At 52.1% G+C, this 26,341-nt stretch carries 18 protein-coding genes; 8 read left to right on the top strand and 10 right to left on the bottom strand.

Annotation, left to right across the window (positions count from 1 at the left end):
• Nucleotides 1-262: 262 nt before the first annotated feature.
• Nucleotides 263-1,966 carry a sulfatase family protein gene (locus GO007_RS14600; protein ID WP_095101021.1) on the bottom strand — a complete coding sequence of 568 codons (1,704 nt, stop codon included), beginning with the start codon at nt 1,964-1,966 and terminating at the stop codon, nt 263-265.
• A gap of 460 nt (nt 1,967-2,426) precedes the next feature.
• On the opposite strand from GO007_RS14600, the gene GO007_RS14595 reads away from it, so the two are divergent.
• Entirely contained in the window at nt 2,427-3,668 is a 1,242-nt protein-coding gene (locus GO007_RS14595; RefSeq protein ID WP_095101019.1) for an anaerobic sulfatase maturase, read from the top strand.
• Between the two features lie 36 nt (nt 3,669-3,704).
• On the opposite strand, the gene GO007_RS14590 is transcribed toward GO007_RS14595, so the two are convergent.
• The 7 genes from GO007_RS14590 to GO007_RS14560 form a co-directional block, all read right to left on the bottom strand.
• Nucleotides 3,705-5,333: a carbohydrate porin gene (locus GO007_RS14590; RefSeq protein ID WP_095101017.1), complete on the bottom strand. Its 1,629-nt coding sequence runs from the start codon at nt 5,331-5,333 to the stop codon at nt 3,705-3,707.
• A 325-nt stretch (nt 5,334-5,658) separates the two neighbouring features.
• Nucleotides 5,659-7,053: a glycoside hydrolase family 1 protein gene (locus GO007_RS14585; protein WP_095101015.1), complete on the bottom strand. Its 1,395-nt coding sequence runs from the start codon at nt 7,051-7,053 to the stop codon at nt 5,659-5,661.
• Nucleotides 7,054-7,075: 22 nt separating this feature from the next.
• Nucleotides 7,076-8,971, bottom strand: a complete 1,896-nt coding sequence (gene bglF, locus GO007_RS14580; RefSeq protein ID WP_095101013.1) for a PTS beta-glucoside transporter subunit IIABC — start codon at nt 8,969-8,971, stop codon at nt 7,076-7,078.
• Between the two features lie 290 nt (nt 8,972-9,261).
• Entirely contained in the window at nt 9,262-10,089 is an 828-nt protein-coding gene (gene licT / locus GO007_RS14575) for a BglG family transcription antiterminator LicT (protein ID WP_095101011.1), read from the bottom strand.
• A gap of 1,926 nt (nt 10,090-12,015) precedes the next feature.
• On the bottom strand, nt 12,016-12,801 hold the full coding sequence (locus GO007_RS14570) for an aldo/keto reductase (RefSeq protein WP_095101007.1): 786 nt from the start codon (nt 12,799-12,801) through the stop codon (nt 12,016-12,018).
• A 23-nt stretch (nt 12,802-12,824) separates the two neighbouring features.
• Nucleotides 12,825-13,976, bottom strand: coding sequence for a glycerate kinase (locus tag GO007_RS14565; RefSeq protein ID WP_095101005.1), 1,152 nt, complete (start codon nt 13,974-13,976; stop codon nt 12,825-12,827).
• A 20-nt stretch (nt 13,977-13,996) separates the two neighbouring features.
• Nucleotides 13,997-14,776 (bottom strand): 3-ketoacyl-ACP reductase, encoded by a 780-nt coding sequence (locus GO007_RS14560; RefSeq protein WP_095101004.1) that lies wholly within the window; start codon nt 14,774-14,776, stop codon nt 13,997-13,999.
• A gap of 484 nt (nt 14,777-15,260) precedes the next feature.
• Between GO007_RS14560 and GO007_RS14555 the strand changes: the two genes are divergently transcribed.
• From GO007_RS14555 to GO007_RS14535, 5 genes are all read left to right on the top strand, one after another.
• Nucleotides 15,261-16,376, top strand: a complete 1,116-nt coding sequence (locus GO007_RS14555; RefSeq protein WP_095101001.1) for a sugar ABC transporter substrate-binding protein — start codon at nt 15,261-15,263, stop codon at nt 16,374-16,376.
• A 66-nt stretch (nt 16,377-16,442) separates the two neighbouring features.
• The gene (locus tag GO007_RS14550) at nt 16,443-17,408 is read left to right on the top strand and encodes an ABC transporter permease (protein ID WP_095100999.1); all 966 of its coding nucleotides are present in this window, start codon (nt 16,443-16,445) and stop codon (nt 17,406-17,408) included.
• Between the two features lie 5 nt (nt 17,409-17,413).
• Complete coding sequence (locus GO007_RS14545) at nt 17,414-18,919, top strand: sugar ABC transporter ATP-binding protein (protein ID WP_095101371.1); 1,506 nt, start codon at nt 17,414-17,416, stop codon at nt 18,917-18,919.
• Between the two features lie 19 nt (nt 18,920-18,938).
• A complete protein-coding gene (locus GO007_RS14540; protein WP_095100997.1) occupies nt 18,939-19,955 on the top strand; it encodes an ABC transporter permease in 1,017 nt (338 codons plus the stop codon).
• Nucleotides 19,956-19,967: 12 nt separating this feature from the next.
• Nucleotides 19,968-21,011: a zinc-dependent alcohol dehydrogenase gene (locus GO007_RS14535; RefSeq protein ID WP_095100995.1), complete on the top strand. Its 1,044-nt coding sequence runs from the start codon at nt 19,968-19,970 to the stop codon at nt 21,009-21,011.
• Between the two features lie 80 nt (nt 21,012-21,091).
• Here GO007_RS14535 and GO007_RS14530 read toward each other — a convergent pair whose 3' ends face one another.
• On the bottom strand, nt 21,092-22,120 hold the full coding sequence (locus GO007_RS14530) for an aldo/keto reductase (RefSeq protein ID WP_095100993.1): 1,029 nt from the start codon (nt 22,118-22,120) through the stop codon (nt 21,092-21,094).
• A gap of 182 nt (nt 22,121-22,302) precedes the next feature.
• Here GO007_RS14530 and GO007_RS14525 point away from each other — a divergent pair, with 182 nt between their 5' ends.
• On the top strand, nt 22,303-23,811 hold the full coding sequence (locus GO007_RS14525; protein ID WP_095100991.1) for an acyl CoA:acetate/3-ketoacid CoA transferase: 1,509 nt from the start codon (nt 22,303-22,305) through the stop codon (nt 23,809-23,811).
• Nucleotides 23,812-23,832: 21 nt separating this feature from the next.
• On the opposite strand, the gene GO007_RS14520 is transcribed toward GO007_RS14525, so the two are convergent.
• Nucleotides 23,833-24,477: a TetR/AcrR family transcriptional regulator gene (locus tag GO007_RS14520; protein ID WP_076945629.1), complete on the bottom strand. Its 645-nt coding sequence runs from the start codon at nt 24,475-24,477 to the stop codon at nt 23,833-23,835.
• Between the two features lie 331 nt (nt 24,478-24,808).
• Here GO007_RS14520 and GO007_RS14515 point away from each other — a divergent pair, with 331 nt between their 5' ends.
• Nucleotides 24,809-26,326, top strand: a complete 1,518-nt coding sequence (locus tag GO007_RS14515) for an aldehyde dehydrogenase family protein (RefSeq protein WP_095100989.1) — start codon at nt 24,809-24,811, stop codon at nt 26,324-26,326.
• Nucleotides 26,327-26,341: the final 15 nt, after the last annotated feature.

Raw genomic sequence — 26,341 nt, 5'->3', positions numbered from 1 at the left:
ACCCTTGATGAACTGGAAAATAGTGTCCGTGATAAACGCGGGGCTCCAAAGTGTTTATTAAAATAATCACTTGCGTAACTATGCTTATATTAAATCAAGAAAACGTAGCTTCAATAAATCGACTGAACTGTTATGAGATTTTTGATATTTTCTTGATTAAGTAAATCCATTTCCCCTGCAATAAGGTAATAGTTAACAACAAATTGTATTTTTGAAAGCACCCCAGTGCAAAGGCGCGCCATATAGCGCGCCCCGCGGTTGGTTAATGTGAAGTTTCAGTAGTTTTTTTCTGTTTCTCCATCATCTCTTTGATCAATGCTTCAGTTTTCTCAAACGACGCAAATACATTCTCGACCGTTTGGTCTTTATCCAATGCGTCAGGGATCAGACCTGCATATTTATCACGTGGATTGTTGCCGCGCAGCCATTCGGTGGGGAAGTCCGCCATTTTCTGCCCGCCCTGGTTATAGCGGAAGACTTGACCTGCTTCGGTTCGGCGGTTGTAGGGAATGATGTTGCGCCCATCGTGATCCTTCAGCCCTTCGTACAGTTTCTGGCGTAAAGCAATTTTGGTTTCGATCAGATTCTTATCTTTGGAATCGATAAGGTTATGTTTTTCATGCGGATCTTTCTTGATATCATATAGTTCTTCAGTATCCCAGACGCCGTAATACTGGATGTATTTATACTGCGGCGTACGGACGGCAAAGGTAGTCGGAGTGTACGGGAAGTTGTACTCCCAGAAATATTCGTAGACGAAGTAGTCCTTACGTTTGGGCTGGTCGGCGCGGTCGGTGCCTAATCCCAGGAAGCTGGCACCATCGTAATTCTGAGGTTTCTTTACACCGGCGGCGTCGAGGAACGTCGGTGCGATATCAATGTTAGCCACCACGTCCTCAACTACTTTCCCCTTGCCGAAACCGGGGCCGGAGGCAATCAGAGGCACGCGCATAGACTCCTCATACGCGGTGCGTTTGTCGATCAGTCCATGCTCGCCGAACATAAAGCCGTTGTCACCCATCACCATTACGATAGTGTTTTTGTCGAGGCCGTTCTGTTTCAGCCAGTCTTGCACCCGGCCCACGCTGTCATCCACCGAACGCAGCGTTTCGTAATAGTCACGCTGGAACTGCTGCATATCCATCTTTTTGTTGTACGGATAATCCACGCCATGCCAGCTGTTGCGCTGGTTCTTCACCCACATTGGCTTGCCTTTGTAGTTTTCCGGTGTATCGGCGTAGGTATCAGGCAACGGGAATGTCACTTTATCCATACTGCCTTTGTACTTGATGGATGGATAAAAATCCGCATGCACCCCCTTGTGGGATAGATAGACCATAAACGGTTTGCTCTTGTCGATGTGGTTCAGCCAATCCACAGTGTAATCGGTCAGTTCATCGGTGATGTAGCCTTTCTGCGGCGTCAGCTTGCCGTCAATGTTTAGCATCGCCTGTTGACCGTACATGTTGATGGGGTAGTAATCCCCTTGCCCCAACAAGCCGACCCAATGGTCGAAACCAGCAAAGCCCGCTGTGGCGGTTTTATCCGCACCGCCGAAATGCCATTTGCCGAAGAAGGCTGTCTGATAACCGTTTTTATGCAGTTCTTCCGGGAAATACTGTAGCTTTGACAAATCGCTGGGGTTATTGTCCGACACGCCGTGATTGTGCGCATACATGCCAGTCAGGATGCTGGCCCGGCTGGGCGAACAAAGCGAAGTGGTGACGAATGCATTCTTGAAGTAAGTGCCGTTATGGGCGATGTCGTCCATATGCGGCGTTTTGATGCGCGGGTTGAGGAAGCCAAAAGCGTCGTATCGCTGATCGTCGAGCAGGATGTAGACGATGTTGGGACGTTGAGCCGTCACGTTGTTATTAGCTGACTGGCTAGGCTCTGCTGCATGCGACATCGGAACAAACGCTTGGGCACAACATAGCGCCACAGCGCTGAGTGTGAGCTTATGCATTATTTTCTCCATTGAAAAAACCATTAGAAACAACTCGCAGGGTGAGAAAAAGAAAAAACCCGGCAGTGAAGAGGGAGATACCTTCCTCTTCACTGCCGGGTTTCGCCTTTATATAGTCACGATCCGCTAGCGAATAGCATGATAAAATCATATTTTTATTCAACTCTTTATAAGGGATTTTGTGATTTAAATCATAAAAAATCGATGTCTTCGATATCCATCAATTCCACTTTAGGGAGAACATGCCTTAAAGAAAACGTGATAAGTATCACGAAGTCGGTTATCGTCAATTGCCTCGTCATCTACACATGAGTATCTTCGAGAAAAGGATCGTAACCGGATACGGGCGAAACCATATAGCATATAACTAAGTTCATAGTTTTTTGCTATATGGTTTTTTTTCGTTGTAAATTTAACACCACGGAATTTTATAATTAGTAAAATAAAGAGGTAGTGAGTGATGGCTGATCATATCGCAAATTTTCAATTAATGGCTAAACCGTCCGGTTCGGTATGCAACATTGATTGTTCTTACTGTTTTTATCTGGAAAAAGAGCTTCTTTACCCCGAACGTAAAAGCCACTGGAAAATGGACGGTATAACGCTGGAGAATTATATTCGCAAGAATATTCAAGGGCAAAAAGCGGATGTGGTTGATTTTATATGGCAAGGTGGAGAGCCTACACTACTCGGCATTGATTTTTTCCGCGAAGCGATTCGCTTGCAGAATCATTATCGCGGGACTAAAATCATTAATAATTCCTTCCAGACTAATGGTACAAATATTGATGATGAATGGGCGGTTTTCCTCAAAGAGAATAATTTTCTGGTCGGGTTGTCGATTGATGGCGACCGTATCAGCAATGATACATATCGTCTGACCCGTGCCGGAAAAAGCACATACAATGCGGTGATTAAGGGTTTAGAAGCATTAAAACGTCACCAGGTCGAGTTCAATACTCTGACGGTAGTTAATGCGGAGAATGTTAAACGCCCAATGGATGTTTATAATTTTCTCAAGCGCATCGGCAGCCGCTATATGCAGTTTATTCCGCTGGTGGAACGACGCGCCGCAGTCGCCGATGAAAATGGCCTCACTCTCATTCAGCCTGATTTCTCCGGCCAATGCAGTGTCACCGACTGGTCAGTTCCCGCCAAAGCCTATGGAAATTTTCTTAATACTATTTTTGACCATTGGATCATGAACGATTTAGGCACAGTATTCGTGATGAATTTTGAGCAAACCATGGCCAAAATGGTCGGCCAGACCAGCGCCTGTGTAATTAACGAAACATGTGGCGGCAATCTTATCGTTGAAGCGAATGGCGATATTTACTCTTGTGACCATTTCGTTTATCCCGAACATAAGCTGGGAAATATTAACCATGGCGACCTCACAAAAATAGTCAATTCGCCCCAAAACATCACGTTTGGTCAGAGCAAACTGAAAAACATCAGCAAGGACTGCATGAATTGCGCCGTACGCTCAGTCTGTAACGGTGGCTGTCCTAAACACCGTTTCAATATCTCCAGTGACGGACGTCCTAATAAGAATTATTTCTGCGAAAGTTTTGCTTTGCATCTGCATCACTCGCTGCCGGTAATGCGTCATCTATTGCAATTAATGAGACAGAGTGTATCCTTGTCTAAAATCAAGAAAGTCATCAGAACCCAACACTATCAGCAAAAGCAGAACAATTGACCAGTTCATTGCCAACGTCCTTGTTGGCAATCCTGTTTATTTCCACCACACTTCTGCCTGCACACCTACAGTAAACTGATCACTTTTCGCATCGGCAAATTCAAACTGACTTATACCGTTCTCTTTCACTTTCATGTAAGTACCGTAGAAACGGATTTCCGGGCGGGATGTAAGAATGCTGGTGTTCACCTTAATGGCATGGTAAGGCGTAATTTTATAACCAGACTCATGATACTCCTCTCCACCAATTTTATTTTTCTGATCGAACCATCCCAGCTCCACACCGGTCTGATTATTATTGTTCCAGATATATGCCGGACGCACTACCGCCCGCACGGTATCGAATTCGGTATGTGCGCCAGTATCATAACTGTAAATGTCGTTACCGTGAGCATAGACCAGAGCGTGGGCCATTATTACGTCCGGACGTAAATAGTTTTCCCCCTGAGAAATAATGCGAAACGCTTTGCCGTTAGTGTGTTCTCCATAATAATCACCAGTACCATTATTGCTATAGGATGGATTAGCGCCAGAAAGTCGCGCAAAACCACTGGCCATGGAATTATTTGCGCCTTGCAAGGTTAATTCATTAAATCCACCGCCAGTGAAATTCTGGCGCAGAATAAGTCCGGCGAGCCAGGAATCCTTCACACTATAATAATTTCCGTCATCTTCATTTTTATGGTTGCTGTCGGTTTCATTAGGCGTGATGTATCGACCGGAGACTTCCAGTGTAGCCTTATCCCACAGCGGAATACCTTTATATCGAATATCAAAACTGTTGGTATTCACCTGCTGGGACTTACCGGAAGTGGCATAATCCACCGCGTGGGCGTTGATATCCTCACGAATCAGCGACACGTTCAGCTTGCCGGGGCCGAGTTGCCAGTTCTCAATTCCCACACCGGAACCGGCGTCGGTACGATAGCTCTTCCAGTCCAACATCTGGATTTCATACTTCTGCAAAGCGTGTTTGCCCACCCAGAAATCGGCTTCCGGCGCGAATGGCAGGAATCCTTTGGTGGTCAGATAGATATCGGAGAACTGCAACAGGTTTTCCGAATCCTTGTCAAACCAGCCACTGCTGTACTGCTGGCCAACGTTGCCATCCAGCATCACTACCGCTTTCGCTACCTTACCGTTGTGATCATCGTAGACTTTCTGCGAAAGCTGCAGGTCAAACCAGGCACCGTTCTCCTGCCCGAAACGTCCCAGAGAACCGATGGCGTAGGACTTCGGCGCGCCACGAGTGCCAGTGGACCAACCACTGCGAAAATAACCGGAATATTCGAAGCCAATATCATCCTTTATATATTTACTCAGATCATCGAGCGTCATATCCCTCACAGGGGAAGAAGTGGAAGCAGTCGCATTATTTTCAGATGCAACTTTGACCGGAACCCGAGTTTGACCAGTTAATTCGACCTTGTTCTCCTTGCGTGCAACAGCATTATTGGCAACCACTGTGGGCGGCGATTCAAATAAGGATTTATATTTTTGCAATTCTTTTTTTGTGGACTGTAATTCCTGATTGTTTTTCGCCAGCTCTTTCTCCAACAAATCAAGCCTTTGTTCAATAGAGAGTGTTGCCGCCACAGCACTATTGGATACAAGAGCTGAAGAAATTAATAATACCATCGACTTTAACTTATATTTTTTATCCATCTTCTATGGCCTCATAGAGGGGCATTGCTTTAACAAGAGGTAATAAGAACGCCTGATGCTTTAAGCTTGCATCCGGTATTCAATTAATCGACTTCGCCTACGCAATGACTGCGCTGGCTATTTTTATAACTGAATTATATTTTCTGGGCCGTCAACGGCAACGCATAAAAAGACGGTACCCGTTTTGTTGATTCCTCCTCAATAATTTTCCACCTGTTGCCGCGTCGGTTGCTGCAACCCGTACTGCTTCAACAGCCTCGTCCAACGTTAGAGTCTCACGACGCCTGTGGCTGTTCGCCGCTGACGAACAGCCACAATCGCTGCTTTATTTCAATGCATTCCCCCGGCTCTTAATCACATCCGCATACCAGTGGAAGCTCTTCTTACACCGACGTTCCAGCGTGCCGTTACCCGCGTCGTCACGATCGACGTAGATAAAGCCGTAGCGCTTCGACATCTGCCCGGTTCCGGCGCTAACCAGATCGATCGGGCCCCAGGTGGTGTAGCCCAGCACCTCGACGCCGTCTTCGATCGCTTCCGCCACCTGCACCAGATGGTCATTTAGGTACTGGATGCGGTAGTCGTCATTGATGCTGCCGTCCGCTTCCAGTTGATCCTTCGCCCCCAGCCCGTTTTCCACGATGAACAGCGGCTTCTGGTAGCGGTCATACAACACGTTGAGCAGGTAGCGTAACCCCACCGGATCAACCTGCCAGCCCCATTCCGAACTTTTCAGGTGTGGGTTAGGAATGAGATTCAGAATGTTGCCGCGTGCTTTTTCCAACTCTGCTTCATCGGCGCTTGAGCAGCCGCTCATGTAGTAGCTGAACGACACGAAATCAACGGTTTCCTTCAAGACTTCCCGGTCTGCATCAATGATGTATAGGTTAATGCCCTGCTCCTTGAACAACCGGGTCATATAGGTCGGGTAAGTGCCGCGCGCCTGTACATCGCCGAAGAACTGCCATTCGCGGTTCTGGATCAGGCTCTTCATCACGTCGTCCGGCTTGCAGGTCAGCGGGTAGAGGATGCCGCCCAGCAGCATATTGCCAATTTTGGCGTCAGGGACGATCTCATGGCAGGCTTTCACCGCCTTGGCGCTGGCTACCAGCTGGTGGTGAATCGCCTGATAGATCTGCTGCAGAGAGCTGTCGCGCGACAGCCCCAAGCCAGTGAATGGCTCGTGCAGTGACATGTTGATTTCATTGAAAGTCAGCCAGTATTTCACCTTGCCGCCAAAGCGCTGGAACGCCGCGCGTGCATAGCGCTCAAAGCATTCGATAGTCTGGCGATTGCCCCAGCCGCCGTATTTTTTCACCAGTCCAACGGGCATTTCGTAGTGAGAGAGCGTCACCAGCGGCTGAATGTTGTGCTTCGCCATTTCGTCAAACAGCCGATCGTAAAATGCCAGCCCGGCTTCGTTCGGAGTCTCTTCGTCGCCCTGCGGGAAAATACGCGTCCAGGCGATGGAGGTGCGTAGCACGGTGAAGCCCATGTCAGCGAACAGCGTAATGTCCTGAGGGTAGCGGTGATAAAAATCAATCGCGATGTCTTTCACGTTGCTATCGCCTGGCGTACGCTCGACGATCGGGCCAAGTAGTCCCTGCGGAGTCAAGTCCGAAGTCGACAGCCCCTTGCCGTCGTCGGCGTAAGCCCCTTCCACCTGGTTGGCGGCAACCGCGCCGCCCCACAAAAACGCTGCTGGAAAACGATGTCTCATTGTTTCTCTCCCTTATTTTCTGTCAACGCACCAGCTTCAGCAGCGGTGCATTCTCCTGTACCGTGCCTTCGGCTACGGGCAGGACGTCAATGTAATCTTCGGTATTAGTGATGATGACAGGTGTGGTGGTGTCATAACCCGCGGCCTCTATGGCCTGCTGGTCGAACTCCACCAGCACATCACCGACCTTGACCTCATCGCCTACCTGAACGCGCGGCGTGAAGTGCTGTCCGTCCAGCTTGACAGTGTCGATGCCGACGTGAATCAGGATTTCCGCACCTTCGTCAGCGGTCAGCCCGATGGCGTGGTAAGTCTTGAACAGCGACGCCACGCTGCCGTTGACTGGTGACACCACTCGGTCGGTCAGCGGTTTGATGGCGATACCTTTGCCCATCAGCCCGCTGGCAAAGGTCTGGTCGCTAACCTGTTCCAGCGGCAGAATTTCGCCGTGAATCGGGGCGTTGATGGTTTGTTTACGCAGAATGGCATGCGCAGGCGCAGCAGAGGCCTGCGGAGCGGCCTCAGTCAGAACGACTCCCTGCTTCACACCGAACAGCCAGGTTGCCAGCGAGGAGAAGCCGAACGCCACCACTGTGCCGATAATGCCGCCCCACACAGTGATGTCTACGCCGCTGGCGGGAATGATCTGGGTGAAGGTGAAGATGCTGGGCAACCCGAAGGAGTACTGGGTAGTGCCGAAATAGCCAGCGATACCACCGCCCAGAGCCCCGCCGACACAGCCCAGAATGAACGGACGTCGCAGCGGCAGGTTGACACCGTAGATAGCCGGTTCGGTGATACCAAAGATCCCAGCCGGAAACGCCGAGCCAGCGATACCTTTCAGCTTAATGTCGCGAGTGCGCAGGAACACACCAAGCGCCGCCCCTGACTGTGCCATCACCGCTGGAGTCAGCACAGCAATCAGAGTGTCATGTCCCAATGCGCTGAAGTTGTTGATCATCAGCGGCACAAAGCCCCAGTGCAGGCCGAAAATCACCAGTACTTGCCATATCGCACCGCCAAAACCACCAGCGATAGTCGGGCTGGCGCTGTAAATCAGTTGATAGCCATGCGCCAGTTGCTGGCTCAGCCAGGTCGTCACCGGCCCGATCAGCAGGAACGTTAGTGGCACAGTTATCAACAGGCACAATGCTGGCGTGAAGAAATTGCGGATATTAATGTGCAGAAATTTATTCAGCGGTTTTTCCAGTTGGCATGATACCCAAGAGGCGAAAATAATCGGAATAACTGAGGAGGAATAATTGATAAACGTAATTGGAATGCCGAGGAAGTGCAGCGGCTGGTAATGAGCCGCCGTCATGGCGTTGAAAGCCTCAAGCACCGACGGATGGACCAACGCCCCACCAATACACATAGTAACAAAGGCGTTTCCGCCGAACTTTTTACCAGCAGTATATCCCAGAACAATCGGGAAGAAATAGAACAGCGAATCGCTGGCAGCCAATAACAGCTTATAGGTACCACTACTATTGGACATCCAACCGCAGGCCATACACAGGGCTAAAAACCCTTTCAACAACCCGGAAGCGGCCATTACCCCCATTAACGGCGTAAAGATACCAGATATAATATCGATAAAACGTGACAGGATATTTCCCTTGCCCTTACCATCGTATTCCGTGTCGTCATCCTTACTGCTGGACTGTTCACTGATACCGGATACAGCAAGCAGATCCTGATAGACCTCACTAACATGACTCCCTACCACTACCTGAAACTGCCCACCACTTTCCACCACCATAATAACGCCAGCATTGTTTTTAAGGGCAGCCACATCCGCTTTCTTATGATTTCTCAACTTAAAACGCAGCCGGGTTGCACAGTGAATCACACTATTTACGTTGCTTGTCCCGCCTACGCCTTCAAGGATCTCACTGGCTAATGTTTTGTATTTCATTAATTATCCTTAACTCACGCTCAGTCACTACTCTGAGACATCCAGACATATGGATGTCTGATACTGTTTTAGGAACGAAAAAAAACCCAAACCATTTTTCTGCGGCTTCAGCCATGCAGAAAAATGATTCAGGTTTTGCCCGCATCTGGTTTTGCCCAATACGGTAACAATCCATTTTATCTTGCGACAGAATACTGCTTTTTAATCCACTAACAAGTTTATAAACTACGCCATATCATTATTTTGTGAGTTGGCGCAAATTTTAGTTATTCAGCCTCCTGATCTATAAGTTAAATTCTGACGCGTTCAATATGAATGGTCAAAAACATCAATTCCTCTTTTGTCAATATGTAGTGGTATTGATTAACGATGTGAGTCTGTATTTTTTCCGCACAGCGGTACGAAAGCGAATATTTTTCCTTCACCACATCATGCAGAGATTCATCGCTACTGTATACCCAGTCTCGCCCCAGCAGTCGCTGGGCAAAAAATTTCAGGTGTGTGACAAAACGGTGATAGCTCAACGCTTTCTCATTGTATTCAATGTTTAACTGATATTTGACGATTTGAAGAATTTCCTGCATTACCTTAGTAATTTTAATGACTTCTGGCATATGGCTGTCCAGTTGGGCATTCACCAGATGCAATGCGACAAAACCAGCTTCATCCTCTGGCAGCCTGACGCCCAGACGCTGGTAGATAACCTCCAGCGCCTCCAGTCCCACGGTAAATTCATTCTGATATAACCGCTTGATATCCCAAAGCAATACATTATGTATCGCCACTCCCTGACGGCAACGCTCAATGGCAAAATGGCAGTGGTCGGTCAGTGATATATAGACGCTGTCCTGTAGTTTGCCTGGCAGTTTCTGACGAGCCAGATTTATGATCTTATCTGCGGTTGTCAACACCTCAAGGGGAATATGACTCAGCAATTCACTTAACCTAGCAATCAATTCATGGCTGCGCAGTTCAAACACTTTTTCAATCAGTATGTCATTTATTTCATCTCCGACTTTTTTTTTGTATCCTAATCCACGTCCCATTACGATCTGTTCGTTATGATGCTCATCTATGACTGTTACAACATTATTATTAAGTATTTTAGTTATTTTCATTTTTTTGAGCCTTGAAAATAAAAAAACCAGATATCGCTACAAATAGAAGCGTGTATCTGGTTTTGCCTGCTTAAATGCAGTAACAACCCTTTACGTATTAGCATACACATTGATCCTACAACCTCAACACCAATGATACTAAAACGTGATAGTGATCGTGTATGTGTATGCCCGACTCTTAGATCGTAGTACGCCTCATGTTATTACATTTTGGGTGGGATAAAGTTGATTCGCTGTGCTTCTATCCCCGAAGGTCCAATATTTCAACGCTTTATCCCATGTGAAAATCATGGTTATACGCTGCATGGATAGTTCCAGTTCTTCTTCCATAACATCTGGAGGAAGCCCGGTTTCAACACGATGTAAAATACATCAGCGGATGGGGAGTCATTATCATGCCGGAATTCTGTTTCTGAATGGAGCAGGATTTCGGGTCAGGGTCATTCTGGCAAAAACAGACTGTCAAATTTCCCTAGGTACTTTTCCACTACGGGAAGCAGAATTAAGGCCTTGTTGGGGGATATAGTAATGGTCACCAAATGCGACGTGACCACTCAAATCAGTTCTATGTAACCAGCGATAATTGGTGGTCATTTTGGCGGTCTTGACAGGATAGGGATTCAGGTTTAGCTTACTTATTAGCCAATTACAGGCAAAGGCGATCCCAGTCAGAGGAGCCATATTAAAGAAGCCCGCTTAAGGAAACTTAAGCGGGCTTCTTGTTTTTGTCGAGTTTGAGGGCCGGATAAGAGCACTAAGCCCGCCGACCTCCGCCCTTGTCAACGTCAGTCTGCCGCTAAGATCCCCCTGTTATTCTGTTTTTTATTGTCAGCGGCTCACCGCCGGTAAGTTTTTATGGCGTTAATTTAGCCATCAGAAAATACGTCAGAGGCGCTCTTTCCTGAGCCATAAATAAGAGAGTTTTGAGACACAACTCAATGCTCGGTCTATATATTTGCTGTAAATAAAAGCATGTTTTTAAAAACAGTATTGACAGTACTTTTAAAAGCGGTAGATTGGATTTTAACAGCGCTGGAATGGTAGTTCGCTGTTATAATTTGCGATAAAGGCTACGTATTTTGTTGTATGGGATTACGGGTGTTAAGAAGATTATTTTTTACACCGGTAATGTTTTAAGGTCATGCAGTTAGAGTCGTTAATCGCAAATCTGGGGGAAGTAGCGCGACGATGTAAGGCTATGTTTTAAGAGTTATTGTTTGCGATTGAGTTGTGTACGTTAGTTAAGTTAAATCATCGCAACGGAAGTCAAGCCACGCATCAAAGAGTATATGTCGCGAGGGGATGTACTTGTTTAAAGTGCCATTTTTTAGCGTTATGAAAATGGTGGGGTAGGTTAACAAGAAAATAGCGGGAGGTTTTAGTTAGTATCAGCACCCAATATTATCTGTGATAAACGTGTACATTTAAAGCAGTATCATGAGTAGTACCCATATTAAGTCCATGAATGTTAAACCTTAAATCAGTAGTTCCTTAAAAGCCCTGGCTGCAATGGTCAGGGCTTTTTTGTATCTGCGCCGTTGATTGCGGATATCCGCCTGTATGAACCGCCTCCTGAGTCCCCCGGCACGAGTGGCGGAACAGTCTCCTCGCCACCCGGCATGCCCGCAGGCTTCTCCTCCTTGCTGGCAGTCGCACGCGCCGTCGTATTATGCTCAACCATGCCGCTAAGGATGTAGTCTGATGACAATCGTAGCCGCCCATGCGCGAAACGGAGGTCATCATGATTTCTTTTGAGCTACGTCACTTCGCAGACATACCTGCACGGCCGGATCCGTCGGCGAACCTTACGCGCGGTCCAGCGCCAGCTGGCGCTGGAAAACAGCGAGACCTGGAGGTGGCATGGAGGAAAAGGCAGACACCGTCAGATGTCTGCGAAATCAGCAAAGCGCCCGCTGATTAAAGGAGCTACAGCGCCACAACGCGATAGTTGGCGATTCTTAATTCCGCTATTTGCTGCATATCGATATGGGACAAGGTGAAATCAAGGATCGCAAAGTTCTCGGCCATTCTCCCGGGGTTGGATGACATGGTGTTTGACTGAATGCCCGACTGTAAAATCCAGCGCAGAATAATTTGTGCCGGCGTCCTGGCATAATAGTCCGCCAGCCGCTGAATAAGCGGATATTTAAGTACCTCTCCCCGGGCTATCGAACAATACGATGATAGCGGGATCTGCGTCTCTACCGCAGCCTGCAGCAGATCGCGTTGATCGAGCAGAGGGTGAAACTCGACCTGGTTGACGACGAGCGGCGTGGCGATCTCGTCGCGTGCCGCCCCCATCTGCTCAGGCGAGAAGTTACTTAAGCCAATATATTTTGTCAGCCCCTGCCGCTGCGCCTGCTCCAGCAAACGCAACGTGGCGCTGAACGCCTGCTTTGGCGGGCTATGCAGCAGCAGCACATCCACCTGTTCAACGTTAAGCGCCGCCAGGCTGCGCGCCACCGAAGCCATAAACAGATCTTTGCGGTAATTCGCCGGCAGGACTTTCGTCGTGATGCAAAGCTCACCGCGCGCGACGGGATGACGGCTTAATACCTGCCCAATCTGCTGTTCGTTTTCATACATCTGCGCGGTATCGATCGCCCGATAGCCGATGCTCAAGGCATGCTCTAAGGCGGTGGTTAAGCGTTCTCCGCGCAGTTTATAGGTGCCAAAACCGCGGATAAACTCGGGCCGATAAAGAATATTCATATCTTTTTCCTCAAAGGACGGTTTTAGCGGCGCAGCGGCTGACTCGCAGCCTGCTGCCAGAGCGAGGCAATGTTAAACGCCGCCGACTCCAGCAGGGCGGCGGCTTCCCGCAGGGCGCGCTCGTAGGAGATAATGCCGGGGACCAGCGAAAACGCCGAGATTAAACCGAGCTCATACAGCGCTTCATATCCGCTGCCGAGCGAGCCGGCCAGCGCAATGCTGGGGCAACCGTGGGCATGAGCGCGGCTGATAACGCCGGCAGGCCCCTTACCGCCGCTGGTCTGTGCATCAAGCCGCCCCTCGCCGGTAATGACCAGATCGGCATCGCGCACCTGCGCATCGAAATGCAGCGTGTTGAGCACAATATCGATCCCGCTCGACATCTCTGCGTTCAGCACCCCCTGCAGCGTGGCGCCGATCCCGCCTGCGGCACCGCCGCCCCTCAGGCTGGCGATATCGTCCCCGGTTCTGGATGTGAGAATAGTGGCGATCCGCGCCAGGTTGCTTTCAATCCTGGCCGCCGTTTGCGCGGTTACCCCTTTTTGCGGACCAAAAACCGCGGTCGCGCCCTGCTCGCCGAGCAACGTATTGTTGACGTCGCAGGCCAACAGCAGCTCCACCTGGGCTAATCGCGGGTCCAGTCCGCTGAGGTCGAGATCGGCCAGCTCATCAAGCCCTCCGGCCCCCCAGGGAACGTCCTTCCCCGCGGCGGTGATACAGCGGCAGCCCAATGCCTGCAGCATACCAATCCCCCCTTCATTGGTGGCGCTGCCGCCCAGGCCGATAATGATTTTGTCGACGTCGCGATCCAGCGCCGCTTTAATCAGCTCCCCGACTCCGTAGCTGGTTGCGAGCAGCGGATCCCGGTCTTCCGGTGCTACCCACTGCAGGCCGCAGGCGGCGGCAACCTCAATGACCGCCGTTTTACCATCGCCAAGCAGGCCGAAAAAACCCTGCACCGGCGTCCCCATCGGCCCGGTTACCGCGACGGAGATCCGCTGGCCTGAGGTCGCGTTTATCAGCGCATCCACCGTCCCTTCACCGCCGTCAGCTATCGGTAGCTTCACGCACTCCACGCCAGGCAAGGCTCGACGCAGACCCCGCTCGATAGCATCGGCAACGGCGCTGGCGGACAGACTCTCTTTAAAGGAGTCCGGGGCAATAATTATTTTCATCGCGATTTACCTGCTATCAATCAGAAACGGGAAACCAACATTCCGCCGTCGGCGCTAATCACCTGGCCGGTTAGGTAGGGCATCCCGCCGCTGGCCAGAGTGGTTACTATCGTGCCTATCTGAGCGGGGGTCCCCAGCTCCGGCAGCAGGGTTAAGCCTTCATCGACGCGCTGTTGGTACATTGCCAGCGAAGGCTGCGTCATTTCGGTAGCAATCAGTCCCGGCTGAATATCAAACACCTGCACTCCCGCCCTGGCGAGACGGGAAGCGAATAGTTTCGCCACCATCGCAGCCCCGGCTTTTGAGACACAGTACTCTCCGCGATTGATGGAGGCCGCCGAGGCGTTCGAGGAAGAGACGACGATCAGGCTGTAGTGCAGTTCGGGAGAGCGGGTACCGGCAAGCAGGCGTCGGGAAAATGCCTGGCAGAGAAAGAACGTGGCGCGGGCGTTAACGGCCTGGCAGCGATCGTAGCTTTCCGGCGTCACGTCGAGGAGATCGCCGCGGCTGGTCACCGACACGCCGGCGTTGTTCACGAAGGTCGTCAGCGGCCCTAGCTCATGTTCCGCCCGCGCCAGCATCCTGTCGTGCAGGCTGATATCCGCCACGTCGCCGGGCACGGCAACGGCGTTAACGCCCCAGCCTTTTAGGCGCGCCACGGATGCCTGTAGCGCCGCAGAATCCTGATAATCATTCAGCGCAATATCGAAGCCGGCCTGCGCCAGCTTTGCGGCGATCTCAAAACCGATGCCGCGCGCCCCACCGGTGATAAACGCTACCTGTCGTGTTTTAACGGTCATTTTTTGTCCCATTATGGAGTGAGAATACGCCGAAAGCATAGCTACACCCTTCATCATTTGTAAATAAATAGTTACTTACTATATGCAAATATGAGATCTGCGTACTCCACGCGTGACGGGTGAAGATCGCCAGCAAAATCTTTGTGACTGATATCTCAAACGCAAGCAAAACAGCCCGGGAAGAAAAAATGAGGAAAAGATAATATAAATCATATTGATAAGATATATTCTCAGGCAAAACCCCCGAGGAGAAGCATTTACTCATTCACAAAGGAAATATTTAAAAATAACAATAAAAAACAAAATACTAGGCAACTCCCTATCCGATAAACGAGCCACGTAAACCCGGCCCAAAGCGCTTCATTGCCAATCTCATTCTCGAATGATATATCATCAACTTGTAAGTAATTAGTTATTTACATGTTGCGTATTTTTCACCGGGATAAACTCCTCCACGTAAACCGAAAAGACAGGAAATATCGCTATGTCATTTATTAAAAAATTCGTTGAACAAAGCGTGATTAGCCGACGTGAATTCCTGCTGAAAAGTGCCCTTGGCATCGGCGGCATGGCTGCGCTTCCGCTTATCAGCCCGCTCTCGAAAGCCTTGGCGGCTGAGGGGGGGAATCTCACTCTGGCCTGGGGCTACCGCGACCCTGACAACTCCTACTGGAACGCGATTGCCGCCGGCGGGCAATCTTATGCGAAGACGCAAAACTCGACGATGGTGAGCCTGATTAACGGCGGCAATAACGAGAAGGTGCTGTCTGATATCAAAGCCCTGCTTTCCAAAACCGAAGGGAAACTGGCGATCGGCTGCGATCCTAACGATGCCCCTAACGCGCGAGCCGTGGTGACCGCCTGCCAGCAGCGCGGCGCGTTTATTACCACCATCTGGAATAAAACCGACGATCTGCATCCCTGGGATTTTGGCGACAACTACGTGGCCCACATCAGCTGGTCGGATTTCGAGCCGGCTCAGCAGTGCGCGCAGCTGCTGTTTGACGCGATGGGGAAAAAAGGCGGGATTGTCGGACTGGGCGGTATCGCCTCCAACGTCCCGGCGATTGAGCGCAAAGCGGGGCTGATGCACAAGCTGAAAGAGAACCCGGATATCAAACTGCTGGACTGGCAGGATGCGGACTGGAGCACTTCGAAAGCCAACGACATGATGTCCACGATGCTCACCCGCTTCGGGGATGATATCAAAGGCATTTTCTCCTCCAACGACAGCATGACACTCGGCATTATTGAGGCTCTACGCGCCGAAGGCCTGGCGGGACAGATCCCGATCGTTTCCTACGACGGCACTCCGGACGCCGTTAAGCTGTGCATCAGCGGTGAAATACTCTGCACCGTGAGCACCGATCCCTACTGGGCCGGAGGCATTGCGCTTTCACTGGCGCACCATGCGGCTCTCGGCAGCTTCAAGCCCTCCGCCGAACCGCATGAGCATCGCGAATTTTATGGTCCGACGATCATGATAACTAAAGACGACGCGCAGAAATGGTACCAGGAAAATATCGTCAATACGCCGGTGAACGACTGGAATAATTTCTGGCAGGCGTCAAAAGGGCCTATTCAGTATCGCAAATTATAGTTGTCTCCTTCTGCAGATATTTATTCTCGATGAAGACGTTATAAATTCAATGAGTGAAGGTCGAACATGTCATCACATTCAGGCTACAAAGATTTTTTGCGCAAATGGGCGCCGCTGATGGTGCTGCTGCTGCTCTGCACCATCATCAGCGTTATTTATCCCGGTTTTTTATCCGTGCGTAATTTCTCACGGTTACTGACCGCCAGCGCCGCGCCGTTAATGATTGCCATTGGCGTGACGTTTATCATTATTATGGGTTCGATCGACCTGTCCATTGAAGGCATTATGGCTTTCTGCGGCTCCATGCTGGCAATCATCATGGTGAAACTGGGCGGTTTTAGCGAACTCGGATATTTAGCGATTCCCGCCGCAATCCTTATTTCGGCAGCCTGCGGACTAATCAACGGTCTTATTCACGTAAAGCTTAAAATCCCCTCATTCCTGGTCAGCCTGGGCATCGGTTTTAGCTTAATTGGCGTCACGATGGTGACGACCGGCGGCGAGCGTATTCCCCTGCCCGACCCGGTATTCCGGTTACTGCTGACCGAGCGCATTTTTGATTTCCCGCTGATGGTCTATCTCGCCGGGGCGGCCCTGCTGGTTGCCTGGTTTATTCAACGCTATACCGCGCTGGGGCGTAATTTTTATGCGATCGGCGGCGGCGAGCATCTGGCCTACGCGTCCGGCCTGTCGGTAAAACGTATTCGCGTGCTTGGCTTTGCGCTGGCCGGAGTATTTTACGGCCTGGGCGCCGTCTTTGCGGTCGCCCGCCTGGGCTCGGTCGCCAGCAACCTCGGCGATGGTTATACCTTTATCGCCATCACCTCCGTGGTCGTCGGCGGCACCTCCTTAATGGGCGGCAACGGCGGCGTGTGGCAAAGCCTGATCGGCGTGCTGATTATCAACGTCATTAACAACGGCATGGTGCTGGTCGGCTTCCCGACCTATATCCAGCAAGGGGTTTTAGGCGCCCTGGTTATCATCTCGGTGGCATTAGTCACTAATCGTAAACGTCTGCAAATAGTGAAGTGACGATTATGCTTGAATTCAAAAATGTTGGTAAATCGTTCCCGGGCGTTCTGGCCTTACAGAATATAAATCTGCAAATTAATCCCGGCGAAATTGTCGGATTAGTCGGCGAAAACGGCGCCGGGAAATCGACGCTGATGAAAATAATTTACGGCGCCTATCAGCATGATAAAGGTGAAGTGCTGATTAACGGTCAGCCGGTGGTATTTCGCTCGCCACGCGACGCCATGATGCAGGGTATCGGGATGGTATTTCAGGAGCAGTCGCTGATTTCCAACCTCAGCGTGATGGAAAATATATTCCTCGGCTTTGAACAACCGTTTAAAAAGCTGGGCGTTATCAACTGGAAAAAAATGGCGGCGGCGGCCAGAAAGCAGCTGGCGAAAGTCAAACTGGATATCGATCCGCAAACAATGACCGCCGAGCTTTCCTTTACCCAACGTCAGCTGGTGGAGCTGGCGAAGGTTTTAACCCTTGAGGAGAGAAGCAGCGGCCACTTAATTATCCTGCTCGACGAGCCGACTTCGGTCCTGCCGGCCCAGGAGATAGAGCTGCTGTTTGAGCTGGTCAGGGAGCTGAAAAGCCGGGCCTCTTTTATTTTCGTTTCGCATCGCCTCGATGAAGTGATGGCGCTGTCCGACCGCATCTACGTGATGAAGGATGGGCAGGTTATGGATATGCTCACCCGCGACCGCTTCGACGTGGTGAATATTCAGCGCCAGATGGTCGGCCGGGATATCGATGAACGCTATTATCGCGAGCATCGTAAGCACCGAATTAACAAAGAGACGACCTTAGTCGAATTAAAAAATATTTCGCTGCCGGGCCATTATAAAAACGTCTCCCTGTCGCTACACGCCGGCGAAGTGCTGGCGCTGGTCGGAACCGATGGCGCGGGTACCGAAGAAATCATCCGCTCGATCTTCGGATTGATGCAGCCCGAACGGGGAGAAGTGATCCTCAACGGCAGAGCGGTACGCAAATTTAGCCCCACCCACAGCATCGCCGAGGGAGTGGGATATATTCCTCGCGAGCGCAAAATCGAGGGCATCGTCGAAGGCATGTCGGTGGTGGAAAATATTACCCTCGCCAACCTGCAGGACTATTCCAACGGCGGACTGCTGCAGGTCCATCACGAGCGCAGGCTGGCAAACGAGTGGGTTAAAAAGCTGTCGATTAAAACCGCCAGTATTGATACGCAATGCGGCAAGCTTTCCGGCGGCAATCAGCAAAAGGTGGTGCTGTCGAAATGGCGGACCGCTGAGGCGAAAATCATCCTGCTTGACCACCCTACCCGCGGCCTCGATATCGGTGCCAAAGAGGATGTCTATGACTTAGTACGCGACTTCACCGATGAGCAATGCGGCGTGATTTTGATCGCCGACTCTCTGGAGGAGGCTATCGGCCTCGCCCACACCATCGCTATTTTTAAGGACGGCCGACTGATGCATCAGTTTACCGGCTGCGAAGAGAAGCGCCCGGAGCAATATGAATTATTGCAGCATTTCGTCTAGGTTATTAAGGCCCATCTCCATGAAAATCATCCGTTCTGACTCATTAGCAGTGCCGACAAATAATAATAGCGGTAGCCCGACGCGGCCGCCGTTAACCGGGCGTGAAAAAATCACCCGCTATTTACCGATACTCACCCTGGCGGTATTAGTGGCCTTGGTCAGCCTCTATAACCCGGATTTTCTTAAGCTCGACAATATATTCCAGCTGCTGCAGGACGCTTCGACGCTGTTTATTATGGCGATCGGCATGACCTTTGTGATTTATATCGGCGGAATAGATTTATCCGCCCAGTCGATTGCCAGCATGTCGACGGTCGTACTGGTCATTCTGCTATCGCAAATTGGCGTGCTGGCTATTCCGCTGACGCTGGCGATCGGCGCGCTGTTCGGCGCGGCTTCCGGCTGGGTGCATACCCGCTTTAAAATATCATCATTCATTACTACCCTCGCCGTGGGGGGTATCGCCTACGCTACCGGACAGGTTATTTCCGGACAGCGGGCGTTTTATATTCCTGGGGATATTCGCAGCCAAACGGTTGGCTGGATGACCGCCACCGTCTTTACGCTGCCGGCGGAAATCATCATCGCCGCCGTACTGCTGCTGCTGGCGCTGCTGATGGAAAGACGCACCGCGCTGGGGCGCCATATGAAGGCGGTTGGCGCAGGGGAATCCGCCGCGCTCGCCAGCGGCGTGAAGGTGGTCAAGGTGAAGATCCTCACCTTTGCCATCGCCGGAGCGTTCGCCGCCGCCGCCGGGGTGCTGCTGGCGGTCCGTCTGTCCGGCGCATCGCCGACGATGGCCGATCAGTTCCTGCTACCGGCGATTGTCGCGGTGCTGTTAGGCGGCACGCCGCTGACCGGCGGCGTGGGCGGCGTAGTGAGCACGCTTATCGGCACCCTCATCGTCGCCGTCATTCGTACCAGTATGACCTACCTGAACGTTGAAGCGCAGGCGCAGCAGATCTTCTTCGGGGCGCTGATGATCGCGGCTATTGCGATGACCATCGATCGTTCCAAAATTTCTACCGTTAAATAACCGGAGCCGGCCATGATCCCCAAATTAATGAAAGCGGCGGTGCTTACCGCCGCCAAAAAATTCGAAATACGCCAGGTTCCGGTCCCCGAATACGGGGATGACGAGGTCCTCATTCGCGTCAGCCAGTGCTCGATCTGCGGCACGGATATCCATATCTATAACGGCCACTATGCCCAGGATAAGCTACCGTTAATTCCCGGCCACGAGTTTAGCGGTGAAATTGTTGCCGTTGGCCCTCGCGTCGCGACCCTGACGCCGGGCCAGCGGGTGGTCGCCGATATCAATATCAGCTGCGGCCACTGCTATTATTGCCGGCGCAACGAGCTGCTCAACTGCCCGGAGATCCGCCAGCTCGGCATCCATACCCACGGCGCTTTTGCACAGTACGTGGCCGTGCCGGCCCGCCTGGTGATTCCTCTCAGCGACGAGGTTACGGATAGCGTTGCCTGTCTGACCGAGCCGTTCTCCTGCGTGGTTCGCGCCGGTAAAAAAATCGGCCTCAGCGTGGCGGAGTCGGTGGTGGTCATCGGCGCCGGCCCGGTGGGCAATATGCATATTCAGATGGCGCGCCTGCTGGGGGCCGCGCCGATTATTGCCGTAGAGCTGAATCCGCAGCGCGCCGAGCTCGCCGGGCAGTGCGGAGCGGATAGCGTCATCACCGACCCCGAACGCGCGCTGGAGCAAATAAAGCTGCTCACCCAGGGCCGCGGCGCCGACGTGGTCATCGAAAGCGTCGGCCATCCCGAGCTGTACAAACAGGCGCTGACGTTTATGCGCCCCGGCGGACGGCTGCTGGCCTTTGGTTTAACCGACGGCGAAACCGCCATCGCCATCAGGCCGCTGGAGATTATTTTAAAAGAACAAAGGATTCAGGGCAGCGTAGCCGGGATGGGCGAAGACATGCACCAGGCGCTACATCTGTTGCAGCATCAACGTTTTATCACCGCGCCCTTTTGCCAGTCCATCCATCCGCTGGAGGATATTCAGCAGGTTTTCACCTCCCTGCTCGCACAGCCGCAGTATTTGAAAGTCCAGCTGCGCATCGCGCAGGAATGAGACCTTAGCGACGCGGATAAGGCCGCAAGGATCAAAAAAGGTGCTCATCAGGAGCACCTTTTTTATTCTGCAATCCTCACTCAGGCCTTGCGGTCTGCCGGGGTGGGCGCGCCTTCATCCAGCAGTCCCTGTTGTTGCAGCGTACGCCAGAAATCATCCGGGATCGGCGCGGCAATCCACTCCAGGCAGTTCTCAAGCTGCGCCACCGTGCGGGTGCCGGGAATGATGGTGGGCACCGCCGGGTGAGCCAGGACAAACTGTAGCGCGGCCGCCGGCAGGCTAACCTGATAATCGCGGCAGACGTTTTCAATTTTGCTGACCTTTTCCAGAACCGGCTGGCCGGCCGGGCCGTAGTTGTATTTTGCGTTCTCAACCGCCCCGGTCGCCAGAATTCCGCTGTTGAATCCCCCGCCGATCACCACCGCCGCATTGCGCTCCTCGCACAGCGGCAGAAACGCTTTTAACGCCTCCTGTTCCAGCAGCGTGTAGCGCCCGGCCAGCAGGAAACAGTCGAAGTCGGCCTCCTGCAGCGCCGCATGGCAAACTTCCCATTCATTGACGCCCATGCCGACGGCTTTAATCACCCCTTCATCACGCAGCTGCGCCAGCGCGCGCCAGGCGCCGTCCATCGCCTGGCGAAAATAGTGCGGCTGCTTATCGCCGTGGGTATAAACATCACAGTCGTGAATAAAAGCGATATCAATATGCTCCAGCCCCGTGCGCTGCAGGCTGTCTTCAATCGAACGCATGGTAGCAGAGTAAGAGTAATCAAAAATCGCCTCAAACGGCAGCGGATTGACCCATGCCCCGGAATCAATTTCAGCGCGCTTTTTCGGCTTCAGTAGGCGGCCGACCTTGCTGGAGAGCACGTACTCATCGCGCGGATACCAGCGCAGGCCGTGGCCAATCCTCGCTTCGCTCAGGCCATGTCCGTACAACGGCGCCGTATCAAAATAGCGCAGGCCGCTGTTCCACGCCTGATGGATCATGTTTTCCGACTCCTGCTCGCTGATGGGGCGAAAAATATTGCCAATCGGCGCTGCGCCGTAGCCCATTGCGGTGACCTGGATATTTGTACGACCAAACGCATTCTTCTGTGATGGAACCATGCCAGCCCTCCTGCAGATTGATAATTTAATTAACTAACAAGATAGTTATATCAAAACGAATGTTGTGAAAATGTTACCTGGATAACAAAGCGTCATCAATTACGTTGATCCTTCATTTTTTTTCTGCAATTGTAACTAACTAGTTAGTTTATTTGTCACCGAATACAACGAGGATAACGAGAATGCACGGCAAACTGAAAAGCGTCGATGACGCAGTGGCTTTGATTAAAGACAACTCCACCGTTGCCTTCACCGGCTCAGGCGGCGGGCTGCTGGAGTCCGACTACGTCATGGCGGCCATCGCGACGCGCTATCGTGAGACCGGGCATCCCCGGAATCTGACCCTGATTCATGCCTTAGGTATTGGCGACGGCAAGGGGTCCGGTCTTGGGCGGCTGGCAATACCGGGCCTCATCAAACGGATCATCGGCGGGCACTGGTCGTGGTCATCCGAGCTGCAAAAAATGGCCCGCAACAATGAGATAGAAGCCTACTGCTTGCCCACCGGCATCATCATGACGCTGTATCGCGAAAGCGGCGCCGGGCGCCCGGGAGTCATTTCCAGCGTCGGGCTGGGGACCTTTGTCGACCCGCTGATTAGCGGTGGAAAATGCAACGACATCACCTGCGAAAATATCGTTTCGCGCATTGAGCTCGACGGGAAAACCTGGCTGCACTACAAGCCTTTTAAAGTTGATGTCGCGGTGATTCACGGTTCACAGGCGGATGCGGTGGCGAATATCTCCACCAGCGAAGAGCCGGCGGATCTGGATACGTATGCCGTCGCTTTAGCCGCGCATAACAACGGCGGCATGGTCATCGCCCAGGTGAAATCCACCACTCCTGAGCACTTTGTCCCGGCCCGAAAGGTGACCGTACCCGGCGTAATGATCGACCATATCGTCGAATGTCCGACACAGTGGCAAAGCTATCTTGCCGAATACGATCCGGCCCTCTCCGGCCAGCTCACCCCGTCGGATGAGCACCCGCTCGACGCGCCGGCAGAGGGCATTCGCCGCCTGATTTCTGGGCTGGCGGTACGGGAGCTGAAGCCGAATATGCGGGTCAATTACGGCTTCGGTATCCCCGGCGGGATCTCCGCTATGGCGGAGAAATCGCTGGTAGACTCCTGCTGGCAGATGGTGGAACAGGGCATTCACAACGGCCAGCTTCTCGACGGCGCGCTGTTCGGCGCGGCAAAGTATCCGCACGCCATCGTCAGTTCGCTCGATCAGTTCGATCTGTTTTGCGGCGGCGGGCTCGATATCACCTTCCTCGGCATGGGAGAGATGGACGCGGAAGGCAACGTTAACGTTTCTCAGCTTGGCGACACGATCGTCGGGCCGGGCGGTTTTATTGATATTACCTGCGGCGCCAAAAAGGTGGTTTTCTGCGGCACCTTCGAAGCGAAAGGTTTACAGGTGTGCCAGCAGGGAGAGCAGTTACAAATCGAGTCTCACGGGCAAATTCCCAAGCTGGTGCAAAAGGTACGCCATATCACCTTCAGCGGGCCGGAAGCCATAAAACGCGGGCAGGAGGTGCTGTACGTCACAGAGCGCGCCATTTTCAGGCTGACGGAAGACGGCGTCGAGCTGGTCGCGGTGGTCAGCGGGGTTGACCTCGAACGGGATATTTTGCAGCGCATGCAGTTCTGCCCGAAAGTCGATCGCCCCGCCATTGTTGCTCTTTGAATCGTGAGGGTAATGCGGGTATCAGGGCTGTAATATCCGCATTATCGTTTCGACGTTGAAATCAAGGCGCTGCTGAAGGGAATCAGCGTCCATGAAATTACGATCGAACAGAATGGCGCCGGTATATTTATTATTAAAGTAATAGTAGTTTACCGCCGCAATGGTAATCACCAGCTGCTCAGGATCGACGCCGGCCCTGAACACGCCCTGCTCCACGCCGCGCTGAAGAATATTCTCCATCAGGGCTACCATCGATTTTTGCGCTGATTTGATCGCCACCGACTTTTTCAGATGCACGGCGCGATGCAGGTTTTCACTGTTGACCAGCGTCAGAAATTCCGGATTTTTCAGGTAGTAGTTCCAGGTAAAGCGGACCAGCGCTTCAACCGCCTCTTGCGGCTCCAGCTTTTCAAGATTTAATTTTTTTTCCGCCGCACGAATATCGAGGTAGGAGTCTTCAACAACTTTCTGGAAAAGCTGCTCCTTACTACCAAAGTAGTGATAAATCATGCGCTTATTTGACTTTGCTTTTTCAGCGACAACGTCAATGCGCGCCCCGCCGAGTCCCTTTTGCGCAAACTCTCGTTTCGCGGCTTTGAGGATCCGATTTTGTGTCGCAATAGGGTCACGGACCTGCACTGTTTTTTCAGAAGCTGATTTAGTCATTACATCGTTTTGGTTGCGGATCTGGCTGATGATTAATCCTTACTCATTGGAGGAAATCAAGAAAAATTTTTGGCTGTTCTCCTTTCTGCTAGCCGCTTAACAATTTCATTACAAGGGCTGGCGTTTCCTTATCCAATCGAAAAACAGCGTGCTAACATATGTAACCATATAGTTATATATATAATACATAAATCTTTTAAAACATCAAGTTAAACGCAAACAAACCCAACTCATCCTGTCAGCACTCATCACGTTGAGGGCAGGATGACAACGATCACACACCGGCTCTTACCGTGCGGTAAGAAATGCTATGAACGATGGGAAGAGAATTATGAGTAATACATTTCGCCCTGTAGACGTTAACCACGCTTTGCTGCCCGAAAAAGCACGTGAGTTTCAGATGTTCATCAATGGCAAATGGACCGCAGGCCACGGCAGCGAAAACTTTGTGCGTAAAAGCCCGGCTCACGATATTGTCGTCAGCAGCTATCCTGCCGGCACCGCTGAAGACGTTGATGATGCGGTAAAGGCGGCCAGAGAAGCCTTTGACTGCGGGAAGTGGTCGCGTATTAGCGGCGCGGCGCGGGCGGCAGTACTGCTGAAAACCGCGCAGCTGATCCGCGAGAAGCTGGACGAGCTGGCGCTGCTGGAAACGCTTGAAACCGGTAAACCGATCGCCCAGTCCCGGGGAGAAATCCAGGGGGCGGCGGATATCTGGGAATATGCCGCAGGTCTGGCGCGCAGCGTCAAGGGCGACAGCTTTAATAACCTCGGCGACAGCATGCTCGGTCTGGTGACCCGCGAACCCATCGGCGTCGTCGGCGTCATCACCCCGTGGAACTTTCCTTTCTTTATCGGCGCGGAACGCTACCCCTACATTCTGGCGGCGGGCTGTACGCTGGTGGCGAAAGCCGCTGAGATCACCTCCGGCACGACCCTGCTGCTGGCCGGCATTCTTCAAGAAGCGGGCCTGCCCGACGGCGTATTTAACGTCGTCACCGGCAGCGGCTCGATAGTCGGTCAACATCTTACCGAACATGCCGACGTTGATATGGTTTCCTTCACCGGCTCTACCGCCGTCGGCCAGATGGCGCTGCACGCTTCGGCAAAAAACATTAAGCGTCTTGGGCTGGAGCTGGGCGGCAAGAACCCGCAGGTGGTATTTGCCGATGCCGATATCGACGCCGCGCTGGACGGTACGCTGTTTGGTTTCCTGTTTAATACCGGCCAGTGCTGCGTCAGCGGCAGCCGCCTGCTGGTTGAGCGTTCAATCCATAAGGATTTCTGCCAGAAGCTGGTTGAGCGCGCGCGAAGAGTGCGCAGCGGCGATCCGCTGGATGAAAGTACCCAGATTGGCGCGATTATCACCGAAAAGCACTACCAGACCGTGCTCAGCTATATTGCACAGGGCAAAAATGAGGGCGCAACGCTACTCACCGGCGGCAGCGCGGTTAACGCCGGCTGCGGGCTGTTTATCGAACCGACTATTTTCGATGATGTGACGCCGGAGATGACGATTTTCCGCGAAGAGATCTTCGGCCCGGTACTCTGCGTCACCCCGTTCGACAGTTATGAAGAAGCTATCAGAATTGCCAACGATACCTGCTACGGGCTGGCTGCCAGCATCTGGACCTCGAACCTCGATCATGCGGTGCAGGGATTCCGCGATCTTAAAGCGGGCAGGCTGTGGGTGAATACCACTATCGCCGGCGGTCCTGAACTGCCTTCAGGCGGATTTAAGCAATCCGGCATCGGACGCGAAAGCGGCAGCTATGGTCTGGATGAATATACCGAAATTAAATCCGTGCATATCCAGTTGGGCAAGCGCGCCAAATGGCTCGCTGAATGATTTTTGGCAGAGGAT

Origin of the sequence: Klebsiella sp. 10-1 (genome assembly GCF_009758445.1) — a bacterium.
Taxonomy (GTDB): Bacteria; Pseudomonadota; Gammaproteobacteria; order Enterobacterales; family Enterobacteriaceae; genus Klebsiella; species Klebsiella scottii.
Note: the sequence above shows the minus strand (reverse complement) of the source record. Positions and strands in the feature narration are given on the sequence as shown.